Genomic DNA, 19,409 nt, shown 5'->3' on the forward strand with positions numbered 1-19,409 from the left:
GGGATCCTTCGAAGGGGTGGGAGCGATAGGTCCGATGTCTACCAGCCCCACACCCCCCGAATCAAGACTCTTCTGACATGAAGAAGGGAAGACGTCCTATCTTAAGAACCAAATCGAACTTCTCCCACGGGCCGATCGTGTCGCGGTTGGCGATCAGCGGCTGGGCGCCGGAGTTCTCCGCCGTCACGTACTTGCCGTTGACCGTGGCCCGCAGGCTCTCGCTGCCGTCGGTGTTGCGGATCAGGGTGAAGGTCTCCCAGGCGCCGGCCGTCGGCCGGTTGGCGATCAGCGGCTCGGCGCCGCCGTTCTCGGCGCAGACGAACTGGTTGCTCGCCCGCGAGCGCAGGGCGATGGCGCCGTTGCCGAGGTCGACCACGTCGAAGCGTTCGGTGTCCCCGGCCGTGGTCTGGTTGGCGATCAGCGGGCTGGTGGTGCCAAGGGCGCTGACGAACTGGTTGTTGATCAGCGCCTTGAGCGTCGCCCCGCCGGCCGGGGCGGTTCCGGTGTCGAAGGTGAACGCGTCCAGGTCGAACAGGTTGCCCGTGCCGCCCTTGAACACGAAGTAGACCGACACCGGGCCGGACGGCGGGTTGCTCAGCGCCGCCGAGACGGTCGTGAAGGTCTCCCAGTCGCCGGTCACCGGGACGGTCACCGTGCCGTGCAGCGTGCCGGTGGGCGAGCCGCTGCGGACCTCGATGGTGCCGCCGGCGCCGGCCGACGCGACCCGCGCGACGAACCGGGTGGCGTTCGACAGGTTGTACGGGAAGAACGAGACCCAGTCGTTGTTCTCGATGAACCCGGACGTCGCGCCGCCCTCGGCCGCCGCGTGTGCGGCCACCTGGACGCCGCTCATCGTGGTCCAGTGCTCGGCCTGCCGGTGCCGCGGTTGCAGCATGATCCGGCTGGTCGAGGTGAGGCCGCCGTTGTCGGTGTACGAGACCACGAAGTACCCGAAGATGTTCGCCGCCGCGTCGTGCTCGCCGTCGACCGGCACGGCCATCGTCCCGGAGCACCCGTTCTGCCGCTTGATCTCGTGCTGGTGGCTGTCGTGCCCGAGCTCATAGGCGACCGAGACGCGGGTGCAGTCGACCACGCCGTCCTCCGGGTCGGTCACGGTGACCGAGTACGGCACCGCGTCGCCGAACGAGAACAACCGGCCGTCGCCCGGGGTGGTGAACCGTACCGTCGGCGCGGTGTTCCCGACGGTCACCACGAGGCTGGCGGTGGCCGTGAGCCCGGTCGGGTCGGTCACGGTCAGCGTCGGGGTGAACGTACCCGTCGCGGTGTAGGTCTTGGCCGGGTTGGCCGCGGTCGAGGTGGTGCCGTCGCCGAAGGCCCAGCGATAGGTGAGCGCGCCGCCCTCGGGGTCGGAGCTGCCGGCCGAGGAGAACGCGACGGTGAGCGGCGCCGGGCCGGACGTCTTGTCGGACGAGGCCTTGGCCACCGGCGCCCGGTTGCCGCCGCCGATGTACTCGACGCGCCACAGCGCCTGGTCGTCGGCGCCGGTGCCGTAGTCGAGCACATAGAGCGCCCCGTCCGGCCCGAACGCCATGTCCATCACCTGGGTGCCGGTCCACGGGAAGTCCTCGATGGCGCCGCGCGAGCCGTCGGCGCCGAGGGTGATCGCCTTGATCCAGCGGCGCCCGTACTCGCCGGCGAAGTACTTGCCGTCCAGCGACTGCGGGAACTTGACCGGCGAGTCGAGGCTCGCGTTGTAGCGGTAGACCGGGCCGCCCATGGGTGATTCGGAGCCACCGCCGAACTCGGGCGGCGAGCCCTCGAAGCCGTACCGGATCCAGGCCGGTCTGGCCCCGGGCAGCGTCGGCTGCCCGGTGTTGCGGAACGAGTTGTTGGTCGCCCCGCCCGCGCAGTTGTACTTGGGCCCGGTCGTGCCGGCCGCGAAGTTCCACTCGTTGTAGACCTCGTTGCCGGTGTTGGTTCCGGTGCAGTACGGCCAGCCGAAGAAGCCGGGCGAGGTGATCCGGTTGAACTCGACCTGCCCGCCGGGGCCCCGGTTGGCGTCGCCGCCGCCCGCGTCCGGCCCGTAGTCGCCGAGGTAGACGACGCCGGTCGCCTTGTCCACGCTCATCCGGAACGGGTTGCGGAAGCCCATCGCGTAGATCTCGGGCCGGGTGTTCGGCGTGCCGGGGGCGAACATGTTGCCGCCCGGGATGCTGTACGTCCCGTTGGCGTTCACCTTGACCCGCAGCAGTTTGCCGCGCAGGTCGTTGGTGTTGGCCGCGGTGCGCTGGGCGTCGTACGACGGGTTGCGGTCGGTCCGTTCGTCGAGCGGGCTGTACCCGTTGGACTCGAACGGGTTGGTGTCGTCGCCGGTGGTCAGGTAGAGGTTGCCGGCCGCGTCGAAGTCGATGTCCCCGCCGACGTGGCAGCACATGCCGCGGTCGTTGGGCACCTGGAGGACGACCGCCTCGCTGCCGGTGTTCAGCGTGTTGTCGGCGTTCAGGGTGAACCGGGACAGGTTGAGGTGGCCGGTGAACCGGTCCCAGTCGGCCTGCGAACCGGTCGGCGGCGCGGCGCCGCCCGGGGTGCTCAGCGGCGGCGAGTAGTACAGGTAGATGAACCGGTTGGTGGCGAAGCCCGGGTCGACGCCGACGCCCTGGAGCCCCTCCTCGTCGTTGGTGTAGACCGGCAGGGCGCCGGCCACCTTGGTGTTGCCGTTGGCGTCGGTGACCCGCAGCGTGCCGTTGCGGGCGGTGTGCAGCACCGAGCGGTCGGGCAGCACGGCCAGGCTCATCGGCTCGCCCAGTTCGGCGCTGCCACTGGCCAGGCTGACCTGCTGGTAGTCGGTGGGCGGGATGGCCACGGCTCCGGTCTGGACCGCGCCGCCGGCGGCAACCAGGAGCATGGCCACGAAGGCTGGAAGTCGAAGCATGTCAGGCCCCGTACACATTCAGGTCCCACAGCGAGTAGCCCCACTGGGTCGCACGCTGGGTGCCGTAGACCCGCACATACCGGGCGTTGGCGCTGAGCGTCGACTCGTCCACCCCACCGTCGCCGTTGGTGACGGTCACCGCGGTGGTCCAGGCACTGCCGTCGGTCGAGGTCTGGATCTGGTACGCCCGGCCGTACGCGCCTTCCCAGGTCAGTTTGACCCGGTTGATCGGTCGGACGGCGCCGAGGTCGACCCGGATCCACTGCGGGTCACTGAACGCGCTGCTCCACCTCGTGCCCGCGTTCCCGTCCACCGCGTTACCGGCGCCGTAGGACGCCGCCTCGGTGCTGGACGCCGTGGCGGGCTTCCCCCGGGCGAGGTCGGTGCTGACCGTCCCGCCACAGTTGGCGGTCACGGACTGCGCGGCGATCCGGATGCCGCCCAGGAGCATCCGGGTGAAGTTCGCCTCGGTGTACGACTCGTCGGTGTGCCCGAGGCCGGTGTACCAGGCTCGGCCCGCGCCGACGTTCTTGCACCAGCTGATCGGGTGGTCGGCGCCCATGTTCCCGCCCGAGTACGTGCTCTCGTCGAGCGTCGCGAGCACGTGCGCGCCGCCGCTGCGCGGGTTGGTCTGGTAGTTGTACCACTCGTCGGTCCGCGACCACGCCGCCGGCAGATGCGCGGTGGCGTCGGTGTTCGGGTCCTCCACGCGTACGGTGGCGGTCTGGATCGCCGGGTGGGAGTGGAAGTAGGCCCCGACCGTGGTGCCGTACCAGGTCCAGGCGTACTCGGTGTCGGCCGCCGCGTGCACGCCGACGTACCCGCCGCCGCTGCTGACGTACCCCTCGAATGCCGTTTGTTGCGTGTCATTGAGGACGTCGCCGGTGGTGGAGAGCCAGACGACGGCCTGGTACTGCGCGAGGTTGGCCGCGGTGAACTGGCCGGCGTCCTCGGTGGCGGTGACGCTGAAGCCGTTCTGCGAGCCGAGTCGCTGGATCGCGGCGATGCCCTGGGGGATGGACGAGTGCCGGAAGCCCGCGGTCTTGGAGAAGACCAGGACCTTGGTGAGCGGTGCGGCGGTGGCCGGCGCCGCGGGGACGGCGACGGCCGTGGTGGCCAGGAGGACGGTTGCGGCCAGGACTTTCCAGCGCATGGGTGCGCTCCTTCGGGGGATGAGGGTGGGGGGCATGCCTTTCGGCGCGACAGGCCCCCACCGGTTGGGATGGGTCAGCCGTCGACCGCGCTCAACTGGTCGCGGGCGGCCTGCACCGAGTTGCCACCCGCGGCGTTCTTGCGGCTGGCGGCGGTGAACCAGACCGTGCAGCTGCTCGCCCCGGCGATGCTCAGGCGTACCCGCGTGCCGTTGATGGTCTGCGACGTGAAGCCGGCGCCCTCGACCGTGGCGGCGAACGTGTAGCCGAAGCCGTTCGGGTCGCTCTGGCCGCGGCTCAGGCCCACGCCCGTGCCATCGGCGAACGTGCCGGCCGTCAGTCCCTGGACCGGGCTGGAGTTCGGCCGGTTGTAGACGATGTCGTGCTTGGCCAGGTAGCTGCCGTAGTTCACGTTCAGCGCGCCGGTGCCGCTGTTGAACGCGGCGTCGGCCGGCGAGGCCTGGGCGGACGCCGCTTGCTCGGCGAGGAGGAGGACGGCGGCGGCGAGCGCCGCCATGATCGGCGTACGCACCTTCATCGACACGATCCCTTCGATCGCTCGTGGCAGGGGCCTGCCCGTCCGCCGAAAACGAGCAGTCGACGTGGGTCCGGCAACTGCCTGACCCACGCCCGTGACCCGTAGTTAACATTGGACGACTTTGTTCGTCAATCCGTCACCGTCAATGTTTTTAACTATCCGAAGCATTCAGACATCGGACCTTTGACTACATCGGAGACGGCGGAGGCATCGCGGCAACCTTGTCGAACTGGGTCCAAGCCGGGGCGGCGCGCGGCGCGACGGCTCACCATGACCACCGACGGGCTCACGATCGGCGACCACCGCCGGGTACTGGCCGTCCTGGCCTACTTCAACTCGTGACGGATACCGCGGGTCGCGCCCTCATCGCGGCATGAAAGTGCAACGCTGACAACAACGTAGCCGCTCCTTGCCGCTAAACTTTGCCTCGTGAAAGACGTTGGAACTGCTTCGCAGGTCAGCTCCTTGATCTCGGTATTTATATCGCTCACCGCTCTCACCATCGCCGGATTAACCTACCGCGATCGGCGCAAGCAGGATCGCCGCGACCTCTTCTTGAAACTTCATGAGCGCATGGTCGACTCCGACCTGCAACGCGGTAGGAGACTACTGTTCACCCGCGCTCAGAGCGTGGCAGATGTCAATAGGCTTCGTGCGGAGGAGCCCGAAGTCTTCGACCAGATCAATCGTGCTGTGGCAATGTTGGACATCGCCGGTATGTACGTGGCCAAAAACTACATCAACAAGGACGATTTCGTGGCAGAGTGGGGATCTGCTTATGGTCGAGCCTGGATCGCAGCTCAGCCATTCCTTGAGGTGCGATTGGCCGGGTTTGGTGGCGGCACGCCCGGGTGGCCCTACTTCAGGGGTTTGGGAACCGAGTTGGCTGCCTCCTGCGAGGGATAGATACCCGCCGATGGGCCAACCGCTAGCTTCATCGACACGAGTCGGCGGGCCTACTGGAGGGCTCAGCCGACGCCGCAACAGGCCGCTCCCTACCCTCCATGACGAGCCGTCGCCGCGGCCAATCACCGCTAGCCAGCACGAACGACCAACCACCGTGAGCGAAGAGCTGCCCGACGTCGCGCCTTATCGGCGGCAGATGAATGCAATGCGAGAAGGACGAAAGTGTTAGGCGCTGATTTAGCCCCCTGTCACGGCCCATTGCCGGCCAGTGGGGGCGGTTCTTGGTTCGGGTCCGGTGCGTCACCTGGGTAGTAGTGCGACGGGGCGGAGTTTTTCCTGGTTCGGTCGATCGCCGCTTCGGCCTCGGCTGAGGTAGGCGGCCGGTTGGCCTGCTTGATGATTTCGGCGATCTCGTCGTCGGACAGGTCGGTTCCGCCTCCGCTGGTTGCCCTGATGTTGATCGGTGTGGCCGGACCGACCGGCGCTTCATCTCGCCCGTCGGCGGCAGGCTCGGGACTGCCCAAGGCACCGCACAGGGCGGCGGCCAAGGCAACGGCGATGAGTCCGGGTCGCAACACTCATGCCTCGTTCCGGGTCGATGTTGGCGAACGTCGCCGGGCGTCGCTCGGGCCATTTCTATCGTTGCGGTTCACCCAGGTATATTCAGCTGACCGCACGGCCGCTATGAGGCCGACAAACCGCTTGATGTAAGTGCACGACCGGTGGAAGCGGTGAAACGGGAGCGGCGGAATCGACACCGTGTGACGATTGAGGTTGACGAAGCAGCGCCCTCATCTCGGCGCTGACCGCGCGCTGTCGTTGAACGGGGCCCAACAGGGCTGACGATTGCCGCCCGGCCGCCGGTTACGCGACGGTCTGGCACGATCGCCGCATGCCGACTGACGACAGGCCCGTCGTGATTGCCGTGTGTGGGTCGCCAGCGGCCGGGAAGACCACTGTCGCCGCTGCGACCGCACGCCATCTTGGTGTGCTGTTCCTGACCCGGGACGAGATCAAGACCGGTCTTGGGCTGTCGTCGGCTCGCGCGGCCGAGGATGGGAGCGTCCGGCTCGACCCGGACGTCCACCTTGCCGGCGGTCCCTTCGGGGGCCGAGCCGAGAGGGTGATGGTCAATACCGCGCGGCTTCTGGCGTCATCCGGGGTGAGTTTTGTGGTGGAGTCGGCGCTGATCTCCGGGGATCTGGTCGATGCGCTGCACGCGTGCGGCGCTCGGGTGCTGGCTGTTCACGTGGCCGCTGACCAGGCAGTCGTCCGCGAACGGCTCCGGGCGCGGGCGTCGAAGGGCTGGACGGTGGATGAGCAGCTGGCCGCCCAGTTCGAGCGAGGTGAGATGGATCCCTCGATCTTCCACCCGCCACGAGGGGCCGACGCCGTTATCGAGGCCGACACCTCGGCCGGGGAGGAACCGAGGGTCCGGATCATCGAGGCGGCGGTCGTTGGCCTGCTGACCTCTGGCAGCGCGACCGGCTGCCTCGGTACCGGAACCAAGAGATCATGATTCGCCCGAAGTCCCGATCATGACGCAGCGTAGCTGCCGACAGTGCCACGATATGGGGGGTGGTCATGCCGCCCGCGCCAATCGCTGACGGGCGTGGCCGACGTTAAGGTTGCGACGAAGACGACATCGGGACGGGGTGTGTGGATGCGTTTGGTCGCGCGGCGGTCGGAGTTGCGCGAGCTCGGCGCGCTCGCGGCGGGCGGGCGTGGAGGCGCGATGCTTGTCGTCGGCGGGGCGGGCATCGGCAAGTCGACTCTCGTCGGGGCCGCGGTTGAGTCGCTCGACGGCTGGCGGGTGCTGCGCGCGAGCGGCGTCGAGTTCGAAAGCGAGCTGCCCTATGCGGCGCTGCACCAGCTCTGCGCTCCGGTACTGGAGTACCGCCGCGAGCTCCCGGCAACTCAGCGGCTCGCACTGGATACGGTCTTCGGGCTCGGCGCCGGTGCCGCACCGGATCCCATGCTGGTCGGCCTGGCGGTGCTGAGCCTTCTGGGCGCTGCGGCGCAGGACGTCGCGGTGTGTTGCGTGCTCGACGACGCGCAGTGGAGTGACAGAGCGTCACGGCAGGCGCTGGCATTCGTCGCACGCCGTATCGGCGCCGATCGGGTCGTGATGGTGTTCACCGCCCGGGAAGTCGACGCTGTTCCTGAGCTCGATCGCCTCCCCCGGCTCGCCGTTGCCGGGCTCGCGGCCAGCGAAGCCCTTGACCTGCTCCGCATGTCAGCGCTGGCCAATCACGACGCCCCGGTCCTGGAACGAATTGTCGCCGAGGCGGACGGCAATCCCCTCGCACTGGTGGAGTTCGCGCGGGACGCGGATCCGTTGGGCCTGCCGAACGTGGTGACGGGTGGTGTGCAAGGCGCGTTGGAGGCGCAGTTCACACGTCGGATCCTGCGGTTGCCGGCGGGCACCCGGCTGGTCATGGCGCTCGCCGCGGCGGAGCCCTTGGGCGACATCATGCTGCTACGCCGGGCCATGACAGTTCTCGGTCTGGACGCCGCCGATCTCACCCCGGCCGAGGAGGATGGCCTGCTGGTGGCCGGTCCCTGCTTGCACTTCCGGCATCCATTGGCTCGTTCCGCGGCGTACCGGTCGGCGGATGCCCGGACACGCCGGCAGGTACACGCGGCGCTGGCCGAGGCGACCAGTGCCGATACGGCTGCGGACCGCCGCACGTGGCACCGAGCCAACGCGGTCGCCGTTCCTGACGAGTCGATCGCGGCGGAGTTGGAAAGGTCGGCTTGCCGCGCGCGCGAACGTGGGGGCTTCGCCGCGGCATCGGCATTTCTGGAACGCTCCGCCCAGTTGACGCCGGACGCTTCGCGGCGGACAGGTCGGTTGCTGTCCGCCGCCCGAGCCCGGTTGAAGTCCGGGGCGCCCGAAGCCGCGCGGGAACTGGTCAATCAGGCTCGGCAGGGTCCGCCTGGAACGGCCGACCGCGCCGAGCTGCGCCTCCTGGACGCGATGATCGACTACCACGTGGCGCGCAGTATCCCGGCGACGCTCGCCCTTGCCGACGCGGCCGATGGCCTCGAGCCCGACCAGGCCCGCGAGATCTACCTGGAGGCCTTCGCCTCCCTGATGTTCAGCATCGATGAGCCTGGCCGGCTGCGCCGTCTCGCCCTACGCATCCAGGAGCGGGTACCGCGACGGCGTCCGCCCCGCGTCGTCGATCTTCTCCTCGACGCCCTGCTTGCCCAGAACCTGTTGCCCGTCGACCAAGCGGCACCCGAGATGCGCCGCGCGATCGAGGCGTTTCAGGATCAGGCCCGGGCGTCCGATGCGAATCCTTGGTGGATGGAGCGCGCCTGCGTGCTGAGCGCCGACCTCTGCGACGAGGTCGCGATGGAGCAGCTGACCGACCGTCAGGTCGAACTGGCCCGGGCACAGGGAGCCTACGCGATTCTGCCGCATGCGCTGCGTTTTCAGGCGGCCGCCAGGACGATGGTCGGCCGGTTCGACGATGCGGCCGCCAGCATCATCGAGGCACGCGCGGTCGACGAGGCGGCGGGCACGACCAATCTCCTCGGCTCGGACCTGACCCTCGCCGCCTGGCGTGGTGACACCGAACGGTTCGGTGAGGTGCGGGAGGTGCTGCGCCATTGGGACGGCGTGGAGTACACGGCCGTCTTCCACGCGACCGGCGTGTTGTGCAACGGGCTCGGCGACTACCAGGCCGCGCTCGACGCGTTGCTGGTCGCCCGAGATCGGCAGCAGCAGGGTTCGTACGTCGTCTCCGGGTTCCACAGTGAACTCGTCGAGGCGGCCGTGCGTACCCGCCGGCCGGAGGAGGGCAAGCTCTCAGCCGCCTGGCTCGAGGATCTCGCCCGGGTCAGCCCCACGTCGTGGGCGGTCGGCGCGAACCTGCTCGCGCAAGCGCTGCTCGAGCCGGGCCTGGGCGCTCACGAGCTGTACATCGGCGCGATCGATCGGTTCGCCCACACCCGGCTACGCGGACACTACGCGCGTGCTCGCTTGCTGTATGGGGAGTGGCTACGCAGTGTGGGCCGCCGTGCCGAGGCGCGGATGGAGCTACGTGCCGCGCACGAGTTGCTGAAGACGGTCGGCGCGCGGGCCTTCTGCGACCGGGCCGCGCGGGAGCTGGCGGCCGTCGACGAGCATCCCGGTGCCGACGAGACCGATCCGCTCAACGCGCTGACCGAGCGGGAGTTGCTTGTCGCTCGCAGGGCCGCTTCGGGGATGGGCACCAAGGAGGTGGCCGCGCTGCTGTTCGTCAGTCCTCGCACGGTCGACGCCCACCTGCGCAACATCTATCGGAAGCTGGGGATAACGTCGCGGCGCCAGCTCCGTGAGCTCCAGCTGTAGAAGAGACGGCCGGCCCCGCCACCGGCGGGGGTCGGTGGCGGGGCGTCGGGGGTTCAGCGTTGTCAGCGGCGGTGCCGGCCGCACTCGCTTTCAGCCGCGGTCTTCAGGTTTGCCAGCCAAGCCTCGAGACCCGCTCCGAGAGCGGCGGTGCCGATTTCGACGTTCGCATCGACCTGGGGGCCGCTCCAGGTTTCCTCGGTACGCACGAGAACCCGGCCCCTGACCTCGGTGAAGGTCCAGACGTGGACTCCCTCGTCGATCAGCAGTCCTTCGCCCACCGCTGGGCCGCTCCACCGCAGGCACTTGTGCCGCTGAAGCTGGTGAACGGTGGAGGTGACCACGAGAGTGGTGGCGGGATTGAGGGGCGTCTCCGGCACCGGAGTCGTCCACCGGAACGACGAGCCGGCGCGAAGCGGACCGGAGTCGAGACGCCTGCTGGTCAGGACCGGTGGTTGCCAGGACGGCCAACGCTCCACGTCGGTTTGCAGATTCCAGACGGTCCGAAGCGGTGCGTCGATGACGACCTCGGACCGGTAGCGGATCTTCGCCTTCGGGTCGATGCCCTGTCCCGCGCAACTCGGTGCTCCGGAGTTGGCGCCGCCGCCCTGAACGGAGGCGTGCGCCGGCGTGGCCAGGAACCCCAGAACGCCGGTCAGGGCGAGCGAGACCACCAGCATGCGTTTGATGCCCGACCCAGGTGCTGGACGGATGACGGTCATAAATTCCCTCTCATTGGTTCTCATCGCGATGGAGGCGCGTCGGTCTCCGCGGTGTCCTTCAGCCGTTGCAGCCAGGTGGCCAGACTCTCGTCCAGTGCGGCCTGGACGGAATCAGGATCGGCATCGACCGGCGGGCCCGCGAAGGACTCCTCGGTGGACACGAGCAGCCCGCCGTCACCGGGAGCAAGGTTCCAGACGTGTACGCCCAGAATGCCGTCCGGTCCGTTGGCGTGCCCGGACCAGACCAGGCGCTCGTACGGCCGTACCTCGGCGATGGTCGAGACAATGTCCAGCCCGGACACGGACCACCGGAACACCGATCCCGGCCCGATCGGGCCCGGGGTTTCCACACGCGCGTACGAAAGCTCCGGCAGCCACGTCGTCCACGCGTCAATGTCGGTCAGAAAGAGCCACACGGTCTCGGCCGCCGCGTGCACCGTGACGCTGTGGCGACTGATCACCGGCGCCGTCTCGTCGATCCCCAGACCTTCGGTCGCCGCGCCGGTGAGCTGCTCGTTCTCCATCGCGCTACCTCTCCGCGGTGAACGGCGGCCGGCTGGCCGCCACCGTGTCGCGGGGCTGACCCCGCACACCGCAGACGATCTTGCCAAGGCACCCGTCTCGCCCGCATCGGCGAGAATTACCTACTCGTCGTGGCCGCTCTCCGCCCGGCGCGGGTGGCCAGCTTCCGCGACCCGCCCGACCCGCCCGACCCGCCCGACCACCCGGTCACCCGGTGGCTCTGGCGGTGTGTGCGAGGGCGGTATGTGCGGGGCGGTGTGGGCAGTGGATGGTGCGGCAGGATGGCGTGCATGGCCGTACGCAAAGTGATCATCGCCGGTGGGGGTGTCGCGGGGACCGCGACCGCGCTCGCCTTGCTCGAAGCCGGCATCGAGGCCGAGGTGTACGAGGCGCACGCGTCCGCCGGCGAGGATGCCGGCGCGTTCCTCACCGTGATGCGCAACGGCATGGCCGCGCTCGCGGAGATCGGCGCCGCCGAGGCGGTGGACGCGGTGTCGTTCCCGGCGCGAGCGGTGGCGTTGCTCGACGCCCAGGGCCGGCGGCTCGGACACCGGCCGATCGAAGGCCCTGCCCGCTCCCTCACGCGCGCCGCGCTCTACCGGGCGCTGCAAGAGCTTGCGACCACGCGAGGCATCCCGGTGCACCACGGCAAGCGGATGACCGGGGCCTCGAGCAGTCCCGATGGTGTCGAGGTCAGGTTCGCCGACGGCAGCCGAGCCAACGGTGACGTACTCGTCGGCGCGGACGGTGTCCATTCCCGGGCCCGCCGGCTCATCGATCCCCACGCCCCCGAGCCCCGCTATTCCGGGCAGCATGTGGTGTACGGCTACGCGCCCGGCAACCCGGCCGGCCTCGACCTGGACGAGTACTACATGGTCCGCGGCAGCCGGGCGTTCTTCGGCCTCACCGCGCCCGGCGGCGACGGCCGGACCTGGTGGTTCGCCCGCGTCCACGGCGACCAACCGGCAGCGGGGCTCAGCCCGGATCAGTGGCGCGACCTGGCCCTGCAGATGTGCCGCGACGACGCCACTGGCGTCCATGCGCTCATCGCCGCCTCCGGCACGGACGTCGTGGGCAGCGATTCCTACGACATCCCGGCCACCCCGCACTGGCACAACGCCCGCATGGTCCTGACCGGCGACGCCGCCCATGCCGCGGTCCCGGCCGCGGCCCAAGGCGCCTCGATGGCCCTCGAGGACGCCGTGGCCCTGGCCACGGCACTACACGACCACCACGACCCGATGATCGCCTTCGCCGCTTACGAGGGCCGCCGCCGTGCCGAGACGGAGGAGACGGTCGCCGTGAGCGCCAAGCTGAGTTCCCGATGAGCCGGCCACGTCGGGCACCGCGTACGACCTGCGGTAGAAGAGGCGCACCGCCAAGCCCAGCCGACGACCGTCAGGCGCGGTGTGTGACCGTCCCGTCGACCACGGTCAGCGGGACCGGCGACTCGGCGAACTCGTCCGGGCCGGCGGTCAGCGGGTCGAGGGTGAACGCCGACAGGTCGGCCTGGAAACCGGGGGCGATCCGGCCGGCGCGGTCGGCCAGCCCGGCCGCGGCCGCGGCGGCCGAGGTGTAGCCGTCCAGGGCCATCCGCGCGGTCAGCGCCTGGGACGGGACGATCGGCTCGACGTCCGGCGAACCGGCCGGGCGGCGCAGACGGGCCGAGGCGATGATGCCGCGCGGGTCGTACGGGGCGATCGGCCAGTCCGAGCCGAGGGCGACGCGGCCACCGCCGTCGCGGACGTCCCGGATCCGATAGGCGCGGCCGGCCCGGGTCTCGCCGAGCCGCTTGGACCAGTTGTCCTGCCCGTCGGCCCGGGTGAAGTGGCTGCAGTGGTTGGGCTGCATGCTCGCCGTCACGTCCAGCGCCGCGAACCGGGCGACCAGGTCGGACGGCATGGTCTCCAGGTGTTCCATGCGGTACGGAACCGGCGAGACGCGAGGCACCGACGAGTAGGTGTCCAGCACGTAGCGGATGCCCGCGTCACCGATGGCATGGGTGACGATGGGAACGGAGTGCGAGGCGAGCTGCCGGACGGCGGCGCGGTACGCCGACGGGTCGGGCCAGAGCGACGACGTGCACTCGCCGTGGGAGTCGGGTTCGTCGAGCCACGCGGTGCCCACGTCGACGACCCCGTCGATCATGAACTTGGCCCCGTCGACCCGCCACCGCCGGCCGCCCGCGCGTTGCAGGTCGACCACCGCGGCCAGCCCGTCCGCGTCCACGCCGGGGTTGACGAACGGCGCGCACCGCCAGCGGATCGGCAGCTCACCCTCGTCCTCCAGGGCGTCGAACAGCGCGGCCGAGTCGTCCTCGAAATCCATCGCGTTCGCCCCGGTCAGCCCGCTCGCGGCCATCGACCGCAACAGCGCACGGAGCCGATCGCGGCGCTCGGAAGGCTCGTCGGCCGGCATCACCTCGTCGAGCAGCGCGGCGGCCTCCATCTCGAGCAGGTGCCCGGTGGGCCGGCCGGCCGGGTCGCACACGACGCTCGCCCCGGACGCGAAGCCGCGCGGCCCGCCGATCCCGGCCAGCTCCAGCGCCCGCGGGCTGGCGATGGCCGAGTGCGCGTCGAACATCTGGATCGCGCCGAGCACGTCCGGCCCGAGCGCCTCGACGATCGGCGCGTGGGTGACCGGCACGTCGCCGAACACGTTCGGGTCGAGCCCCCAGCCCTCCACCCAGCCGCCCCGCGCCACGGATTCGCCGGCCCGCTTCAGAGCAACGACAAGATCGTCCAGCGTGCGTACGCGGGTCAGGTCGGCGCCCCGCGTCATGCCGATGCCCATCACCGGGTGGAAGTGCCCGTCGACCAGCCCGGCGGTGATCGTGGCCGGCCCGAGATCGATCACCTCGGTGCCCGGGCCACGCCAGTCCCGGGCGTCGGACCGGTCGCCGACCGCGGTGATCACGCCGCCCCTGATCGCGATCGCGCCCGCCGGAGGCCCGGCGGCGTGGATCGTGTCGGCCATCAGGATCAGGTCGGCGGCGGGCATGACCCCAACCTATTCGATGATCTTGCCGGCGGCCGCCACCACCGCCCGGCCGATCCGCTCCGGGCTGAACTCCGACTCCACGTACACCACGGCCAGCGCGGCGCCGGCCACCGCGAGGGGCGCGGCGACCGAGCGCAGCCCGGCGATCACCTCGCCCAGCGAGGTCGCGAACCCGGCCCGCCGGGCCTCGACCAGCTCGGGCCGGTCGGTCTCGCCCGGCGGGTCGGCCATGAGCAGCGCCAGGCCGGGCGCGCCGCGGTCGACCGGGTGGCGGATCCCCGGCCGGTAGACCACGTGCGCCTGCGTGTCCTGCGGTTCGACGCTGGTCACGGTCACCGCCTCGGCGCCCGCCCGGACCACGAGGAAGGCGGTCATCCCGAGCTCGGCGGCCAGCGCGGCCAGGTGCGGGGTCACGGCCGACTGCAGATCCGTCCGTACGCCGCGGGCCAGCGCGGCCAGCCCGAGACCGAGACCGTACCGCCCGGCCGGATCACGCTCGACCAGGCGGTGGTCCTCCAGGGTGCGCAGCAGCCGATAGGTGATCGACCGGTGCATGCCCAGCCCGTGCGCGATCGCCGTGGCCGTCCGCGCGTCGTTCGCGGCCGCGAGATGTTCCAGGATCCGGATCCCACGGTCCAGCGTCTGGGACTGCGGCGCCTCATCACTCAAAATGTTGCCTCGACCCGGCCGGTCACCTCACCGAAGCCGATGCGCTCGCCGTCCGGGCCGGGCGCGGAGGCGGTGATCGTGACGACGTCGCCGTCCTCCAGGAACGCGCGGGTGGTGCCGTCGGCCAGCTTGATCGGCTCGGCGCCGTTCCAGGACAGCTCGATCAGCGAGCCGCGCTGGTCACGGTCGGGCCCGCTGACCGTGCCCGAGGCGAACAGGTCACCCGTACGCACCGAAGCGCCGTTGATCGTCATGTGGGCCAGTTGCTGGGCGGCCGTCCAGTACATCGGCCCGAACGGTGGCCGCGAGAGCCGTTCGCCGTTGAGCCACACCTCGAGGGTCAGGTCCAGGCCCCACGGCTCGGCCGCGTCGTCGAGATAGGGCAGCACGGCCACATCACGCTCGGGCGGCGCCACGCGGGCCGCGGCCAGCGCCTCCAGCGGCACCACCCAGGGCGACACCGAGGTGAGGAAGGACTTGCCGAGGAACGGGCCGAGCGGCACGTACTCCCAGGCCTGGATGTCCCGGGCCGACCAGTCGTTGACCAGGCACACCCCGAAGACGTGCTCCGGGAACGCGCCGACCGGCACCGGCTCGCCCAGCCGCGACGGCGCCCCCACGACGAACCCGACCTCGGCCTCGATGTCCAGCCGCCGCGACGGGCCGAACGCGCCGTCCTTCTGCTGGCCACGGGGCCGGCGGACCGGCGTACCCGAGACCTGCACCGTGCCGGACCGGCCGTGATAGCCGATCGGCAGATGGGCCCAGTTGGGCGTGAGCGGCGGCTGGCCCGGGCGGAACAGCCGGCCCAGATTCTCGGCGTGGTGCCGCGAGCTGTAGAAGTCGACGTAGTCGCCCACCTCGACCGGCAGGTGCATCCGCACGCTCGCGCGCGGAACCAGATGTGGCTCCACCTCGCCCCGGCGCGCCGGATCGGTGAGCCACTCGACCAGCTGCCGACGCAGCCGCCGCCACTCGTCCGGTCCTTTGGCCAGGAACGCGTTGAGGCTGCCCGTCGCGTGGACGGGGTCCCCGGTGAGCGCGGCCAGATCGAGCACCCGGTCCCCCACCGCCACCCCCGTGCGCCCCCTTTGCTCTGCGCACTCATACGCACCACCCTGCATCCCGGGCGTGTCGTCGCCGGAGAACACGCCCAGCGGCAGGTTGGCCAGGCCGAACCCGGTGTCCCCGGGCAGATCGAGCCAGCTGCTCATGCCGACGGCCCCCGCCCCGACCAGGACCACGCGTACTTGCCGTCGTCCGACGCCGTGCCGCCCTCGCCCAGGCTGAGCGGCCGAAATGTGTCAACCATGACGGCGGTCTCGTCGAAGAACTCCGCGCCCAGCGAGTTCTCGACCGCCCCCGGCTGCGGCCCGTGCGAGTGCCCGCCCGGATGCAGCGAGATCGACCCCTGACCGATGCCGGAGCCCTTGCGCGCCTCGTAGTCCCCGTCCACGTAGAACATCACCTCGTCCGAGTCGACGTTCGAGTGGTAGTACGGCACCGGGATCGCCAGCGGGTGGTAGTCGACCTTGCGCGGCAGGAAGTTGCAGATCACGAAGTTGGCGCCCTCGAACACCTGGTGCACCGGCGGCGGCTGGTGCACGCGCCCGGTGATCGGTTCGAAATCGGCGAGATTGAAGGTGTACGGGTACAGGCAGCCGTCCCAGCCGACCACGTCGAACGGGTGCTCCGGCACGACGTGGACGGTGCCGGCCAGCCCGCCCGGCCCGTCGCCACGGTGCTTGACGTAGATCTCCACGTCGCTCCCCTCGGCCAGCAGCGGCTCGGCCGGGGCGCGCAGGTCCCGCTCGCAGTAGGGCGAGTGCTCCAGGAACTGGCCGTAACGGGAGAGGTAGCGCTTGGGCGGTGCGATGTGTGAGTTCGCTTCGATCGCGTACGTACGCAGCGGCTCCTCGTCCTTGGGCAGCCAGCGGTGGGTCGTGTTGCGCGGAATGACGATGTAGTCGTTCTTGACCACGTCCAGCGCCCCGAACACGGTCTCCACGGTCGCGGCCCCCCGCTCGACGAACACACACTCGTCCCCGGTCGCGTTGCGGTAGTAGGGCGAGGGACGGTCACTGATCGAGTACGAGATCCGCACGTCCGCGTTGCCCAGCACAAGCCGGCGCCCCGTCACCGCGTCCCCATCCGGCTTGGGGAACAGGTCATGCAACTTGAGGTGCCGCGGCAGCAACGGCTGATTGGGCGTCAGCGACTGGTCGGGCAACTCCCAAGCCCGCGCGCCGACCAGCGACGACGGGATGCCACGGTGATAGAGCAGCGACGAGTCGGACGAGAACCCTTCCTCGCCGACCAGCTCCTCGGAGTAGAGCCCGCCGTCCGGGCGGCGGTGCTGGGTGTGCCGCTTGGGCGGGACGCTACCCACCTGCCGGTAGTAAGCCATCCGATAATCGAACACCAAGCCCGCATATCGATCCAGCCCTTCCAGCTCTTTCAACCCGATTCCGAGGTACGCCGTGAGCAATCCGCGCGACCTCCGCCCTCCGCCGAGCCGTTCCTCACCTCCGCCCTCCGCCCGGCCGCTCCTTCACCTCGGCCCGGCCGCTCGCTCACCTCGGCCCAGCCGCTCGCTCACCTCGGCGTGTGCGGCTCCGGCCGCGCAGTTCCATCCAGCTTGTGCTCATTTCCGCCGTGAGCGACTGGCCTCGACCTCCGGTAGGTGGCGGGCCGACCAGGCCAGCAGGTCGTCAAAGATCGGCTTCAGCGAGCGACCCAGGTCGGTGACGGCGTACTCGACCCGCGGCGGCGACTCGGCGAAGCAGTTCCGCACGATGAAGCCGTCGGCCTCCAGCTCCTTCAACCGCAGCGTGAGCATGCTGGGCGCGATCCTGGGCAGCTCACGGGCGATCTCCCCGAAGCGCAGCCGGCCCCGGGTGAGCAGCGCCCACAGCACCTGCGCCTTCCACCGCGGGAAGACGATCTCGACGACGGGCGCGAGCGGAATCTGGACCTCGACCTTCACACCCTCTCGAACGGATGGAATGCCGCAGGCTTCACAGCCTCTTGAGCATCCTAGGATCATGACTCATTTCAGATGTTGCCGGTATTCAGATGTCGTCGGTATCTTGCTGGTGCGTATAGGTGCGCAGAGCAAAGGGGCGGCGGGTGGCACGGTTGAGCCGGGCGGAACAGCAGGTGCGAACGCGGGCGGCGGTGCTGGCGGCGGCGCGGGCGGAGTTCTCGGAGCACGGGTATGCCGAGGCGCGGGTCGATCGGATCGCCGAGAGCGCGGGGCTGACGCGCGGCGCGATCTATGCCAACTTCCCCGGAAAGCGGGCGCTCTACCTGGCCGTTCTGCTCGACCTCGAGGGCGCTGAGGAAAGCGCGCCGATGGAGAGTGGGCGTGATCTGGCGGACGCGGTTGAGGCCTTCGCGCGGATCTGGCTCGAACGTCTCCCCCTCACCTCGGATGCGCCGGCCGACGGGCGGTTGCGACTCCGCTCGCTGACCGGCGTCTTCGAGACGGGGGGCGCGGAGCGCGCGGCGATGGCGGGGGTGGCCCGGCTGGAAGGGCTGTTGCTGGCACTGGCGCTGGAGGAGCGGGCGCTGGAGGGACGGGTGCCGGAGGGACGGGTGCCGGAGGGGCGGGCGCCGGGGCGGCGGCTGGTGCGGCTGGCCGAGGTGGTGCGGTCGCTGCTCGACGGGGTTTGTCATCAGGCCGAGGTGGCGCCGGGGGTGGGTGATCCGTTCGATGTGGTGCGGGCCGGCCGGCATCTGGCCTCGCTCGACCTCGGTGAGGCGTGGGAGCCGCCGCATCGGGCGTTCGTGGCGCCGGCGGAGCGGGATGGCCGGGCCTGGGATCCGCCCGAGCCGTTCACCGATCTGGTCGGCGGGGACCAGGTTGATCTCTGGCGATGGGACGGGCTGATCGTGGTGCTCGGCACCGGGCGGCTGGGGGCGGCCGAGGAGGCCGTGCGGTCGGGTGAGCCGGTCACGCTGGTCGTGGTCAGTGAGCGGCCGGCCGAGCTGGGCGCCCTGGTGCGCCTCCGGGTCGCGGACATGGCGCGCTGCCTGCGACGGATCGCGCCGACCAACGCCGCCGAGCCCGGCGGCGAGACACAGACGGGCGGCGGCACAGCGGAAGGCCTCAGCACAGAGGCAGGCCACGGCACAGAGGCAGGCGGCGGCATAGAGGCGGGCGGGAGCGCGACGGGACGCAGCGCGGGACCAGGAGGTTCAGCGGATCGCGACGCGACCGTGAGGGCTGGTGCGGCGAAGGGCGGTCCGGCGGCGTTGCGGGTGGTGGTGGATGACGATGGCGCGGTTGCGGGAGCGCTTCGGGTGGGGGTGGCGGAACAGGCCGAGGTTGCGGTGCGGGTGCGGGGGCGACACATGGTCGCGCGGGCTGAAGGGCGGGGTGCCGCTCTGGCCGTTGCCGACTACAGAGCGGACGGGCGGCGGTGACCGGCGGGCGGTGGGAAGTGCTGCATACGTTGCGGTGTATGGGGTTCAGCTCGGTGGGGCGGGTGGCTGAGGCCGCGGGGATCGATGTAGACCTGGCTGAGGGCGAATTGCTCGGGCTGGCGGTTGCTGGGCTTGTCACGCATCAAAGGGGTCCGTTCGGGGGGTGGGGAATCAGCGCGGCGGGCAAGGTTGCGGATGCTGAGTGGGTGGCTCGGGAGTTGGATTCGATGGGGGCTCGGCG

At 70.3% G+C, this 19,409-nt stretch carries 16 protein-coding genes; 5 read left to right on the plus strand and 11 right to left on the minus strand.

Annotated elements, in window-relative coordinates:
- Nucleotides 1-61: 61 nt before the first annotated feature.
- The 3 genes from AB0O15_RS22800 to AB0O15_RS22810 all read right to left on the minus strand — a co-directional run bounded on the left by AB0O15_RS22800 (nucleotide 62) and on the right by AB0O15_RS22810 (nucleotide 4,582).
- Complete coding sequence (locus AB0O15_RS22800) at nucleotides 62-2,866, minus strand: PQQ-dependent sugar dehydrogenase (protein WP_364322118.1); 2,805 nt, start codon at nucleotides 2,864-2,866, stop codon at nucleotides 62-64.
- 28 nt (nucleotides 2,867-2,894) lie between these two features.
- Nucleotides 2,895-4,046 carry a ThuA domain-containing protein gene (locus AB0O15_RS22805; protein ID WP_364321800.1) on the minus strand — a complete coding sequence of 384 codons (1,152 nt, stop codon included), beginning with the start codon at nucleotides 4,044-4,046 and terminating at the stop codon, nucleotides 2,895-2,897.
- A gap of 74 nt (nucleotides 4,047-4,120) precedes the next feature.
- Nucleotides 4,121-4,582 carry a hypothetical protein gene (locus tag AB0O15_RS22810; protein ID WP_364321801.1) on the minus strand — a complete coding sequence of 154 codons (462 nt, stop codon included), beginning with the start codon at nucleotides 4,580-4,582 and terminating at the stop codon, nucleotides 4,121-4,123.
- Nucleotides 4,583-5,011: 429 nt separating this feature from the next.
- On the opposite strand from AB0O15_RS22810, the gene AB0O15_RS22815 reads away from it, so the two are divergent.
- Nucleotides 5,012-5,488 (plus strand): hypothetical protein, encoded by a 477-nt coding sequence (locus tag AB0O15_RS22815; RefSeq protein ID WP_364321804.1) that lies wholly within the window; start codon nucleotides 5,012-5,014, stop codon nucleotides 5,486-5,488.
- A 248-nt stretch (nucleotides 5,489-5,736) separates the two neighbouring features.
- Here AB0O15_RS22815 and AB0O15_RS22820 read toward each other — a convergent pair whose 3' ends face one another.
- Nucleotides 5,737-6,066, minus strand: a complete 330-nt coding sequence (locus AB0O15_RS22820; protein WP_364321807.1) for a hypothetical protein — start codon at nucleotides 6,064-6,066, stop codon at nucleotides 5,737-5,739.
- Nucleotides 6,067-6,380: 314 nt separating this feature from the next.
- Between AB0O15_RS22820 and AB0O15_RS22825 the strand changes: the two genes are divergently transcribed.
- Together AB0O15_RS22825 and AB0O15_RS22830 are read left to right on the plus strand one after the other, a co-directional pair.
- Nucleotides 6,381-7,007: an AAA family ATPase gene (locus tag AB0O15_RS22825; RefSeq protein WP_364321810.1), complete on the plus strand. Its 627-nt coding sequence runs from the start codon at nucleotides 6,381-6,383 to the stop codon at nucleotides 7,005-7,007.
- A 144-nt stretch (nucleotides 7,008-7,151) separates the two neighbouring features.
- Entirely contained in the window at nucleotides 7,152-9,830 is a 2,679-nt protein-coding gene (locus AB0O15_RS22830; protein ID WP_364321813.1) for an AAA family ATPase, read from the plus strand.
- A gap of 62 nt (nucleotides 9,831-9,892) precedes the next feature.
- Here the strand turns inward: AB0O15_RS22830 and AB0O15_RS22835 are convergent, their stop codons facing one another.
- Nucleotides 9,893-10,549, minus strand: coding sequence for an SRPBCC family protein (locus AB0O15_RS22835; RefSeq protein WP_364321815.1), 657 nt, complete (start codon nucleotides 10,547-10,549; stop codon nucleotides 9,893-9,895).
- A gap of 20 nt (nucleotides 10,550-10,569) precedes the next feature.
- Nucleotides 10,570-11,073, minus strand: coding sequence for an SRPBCC family protein (locus tag AB0O15_RS22840; protein ID WP_364321818.1), 504 nt, complete (start codon nucleotides 11,071-11,073; stop codon nucleotides 10,570-10,572).
- A 288-nt stretch (nucleotides 11,074-11,361) separates the two neighbouring features.
- On the opposite strand from AB0O15_RS22840, the gene AB0O15_RS22845 reads away from it, so the two are divergent.
- Nucleotides 11,362-12,399 (plus strand): FAD-dependent monooxygenase, encoded by a 1,038-nt coding sequence (locus AB0O15_RS22845; RefSeq protein ID WP_364321821.1) that lies wholly within the window; start codon nucleotides 11,362-11,364, stop codon nucleotides 12,397-12,399.
- Between the two features lie 70 nt (nucleotides 12,400-12,469).
- Here AB0O15_RS22845 and AB0O15_RS22850 read toward each other — a convergent pair whose 3' ends face one another.
- The 5 genes from AB0O15_RS22850 to AB0O15_RS22870 form a co-directional block, all read right to left on the minus strand.
- Entirely contained in the window at nucleotides 12,470-14,071 is a 1,602-nt protein-coding gene (locus tag AB0O15_RS22850) for an amidohydrolase family protein (RefSeq protein WP_364321824.1), read from the minus strand.
- Nucleotides 14,072-14,080: 9 nt separating this feature from the next.
- Nucleotides 14,081-14,740 carry a helix-turn-helix domain-containing protein gene (locus AB0O15_RS22855; protein WP_364321827.1) on the minus strand — a complete coding sequence of 220 codons (660 nt, stop codon included), beginning with the start codon at nucleotides 14,738-14,740 and terminating at the stop codon, nucleotides 14,081-14,083.
- On the minus strand, nucleotides 14,737-15,954 hold the full coding sequence (gene fahA, locus AB0O15_RS22860; RefSeq protein ID WP_364321830.1) for a fumarylacetoacetase: 1,218 nt from the start codon (nucleotides 15,952-15,954) through the stop codon (nucleotides 14,737-14,739). The genes AB0O15_RS22855 and fahA overlap by 4 nt, the downstream gene beginning before the upstream one ends.
- Nucleotides 15,951-17,147, minus strand: a complete 1,197-nt coding sequence (locus tag AB0O15_RS22865) for a homogentisate 1,2-dioxygenase (protein WP_364321833.1) — start codon at nucleotides 17,145-17,147, stop codon at nucleotides 15,951-15,953. The genes fahA and AB0O15_RS22865 overlap by 4 nt, the downstream gene beginning before the upstream one ends.
- A gap of 237 nt (nucleotides 17,148-17,384) precedes the next feature.
- Nucleotides 17,385-17,726, minus strand: a complete 342-nt coding sequence (locus AB0O15_RS22870) for a helix-turn-helix domain-containing protein (RefSeq protein ID WP_364321836.1) — start codon at nucleotides 17,724-17,726, stop codon at nucleotides 17,385-17,387.
- Between the two features lie 143 nt (nucleotides 17,727-17,869).
- Between AB0O15_RS22870 and AB0O15_RS22875 the strand changes: the two genes are divergently transcribed.
- On the plus strand, nucleotides 17,870-19,168 hold the full coding sequence (locus AB0O15_RS22875; protein ID WP_364321839.1) for a helix-turn-helix domain-containing protein: 1,299 nt from the start codon (nucleotides 17,870-17,872) through the stop codon (nucleotides 19,166-19,168).
- Nucleotides 19,169-19,409 lie beyond the last annotated feature (241 nt).

Source organism: Actinoplanes sp. NPDC089786 (genome assembly GCF_040684855.1).
GTDB lineage: Bacteria > Actinomycetota > Actinomycetes > Mycobacteriales > Micromonosporaceae > Actinoplanes.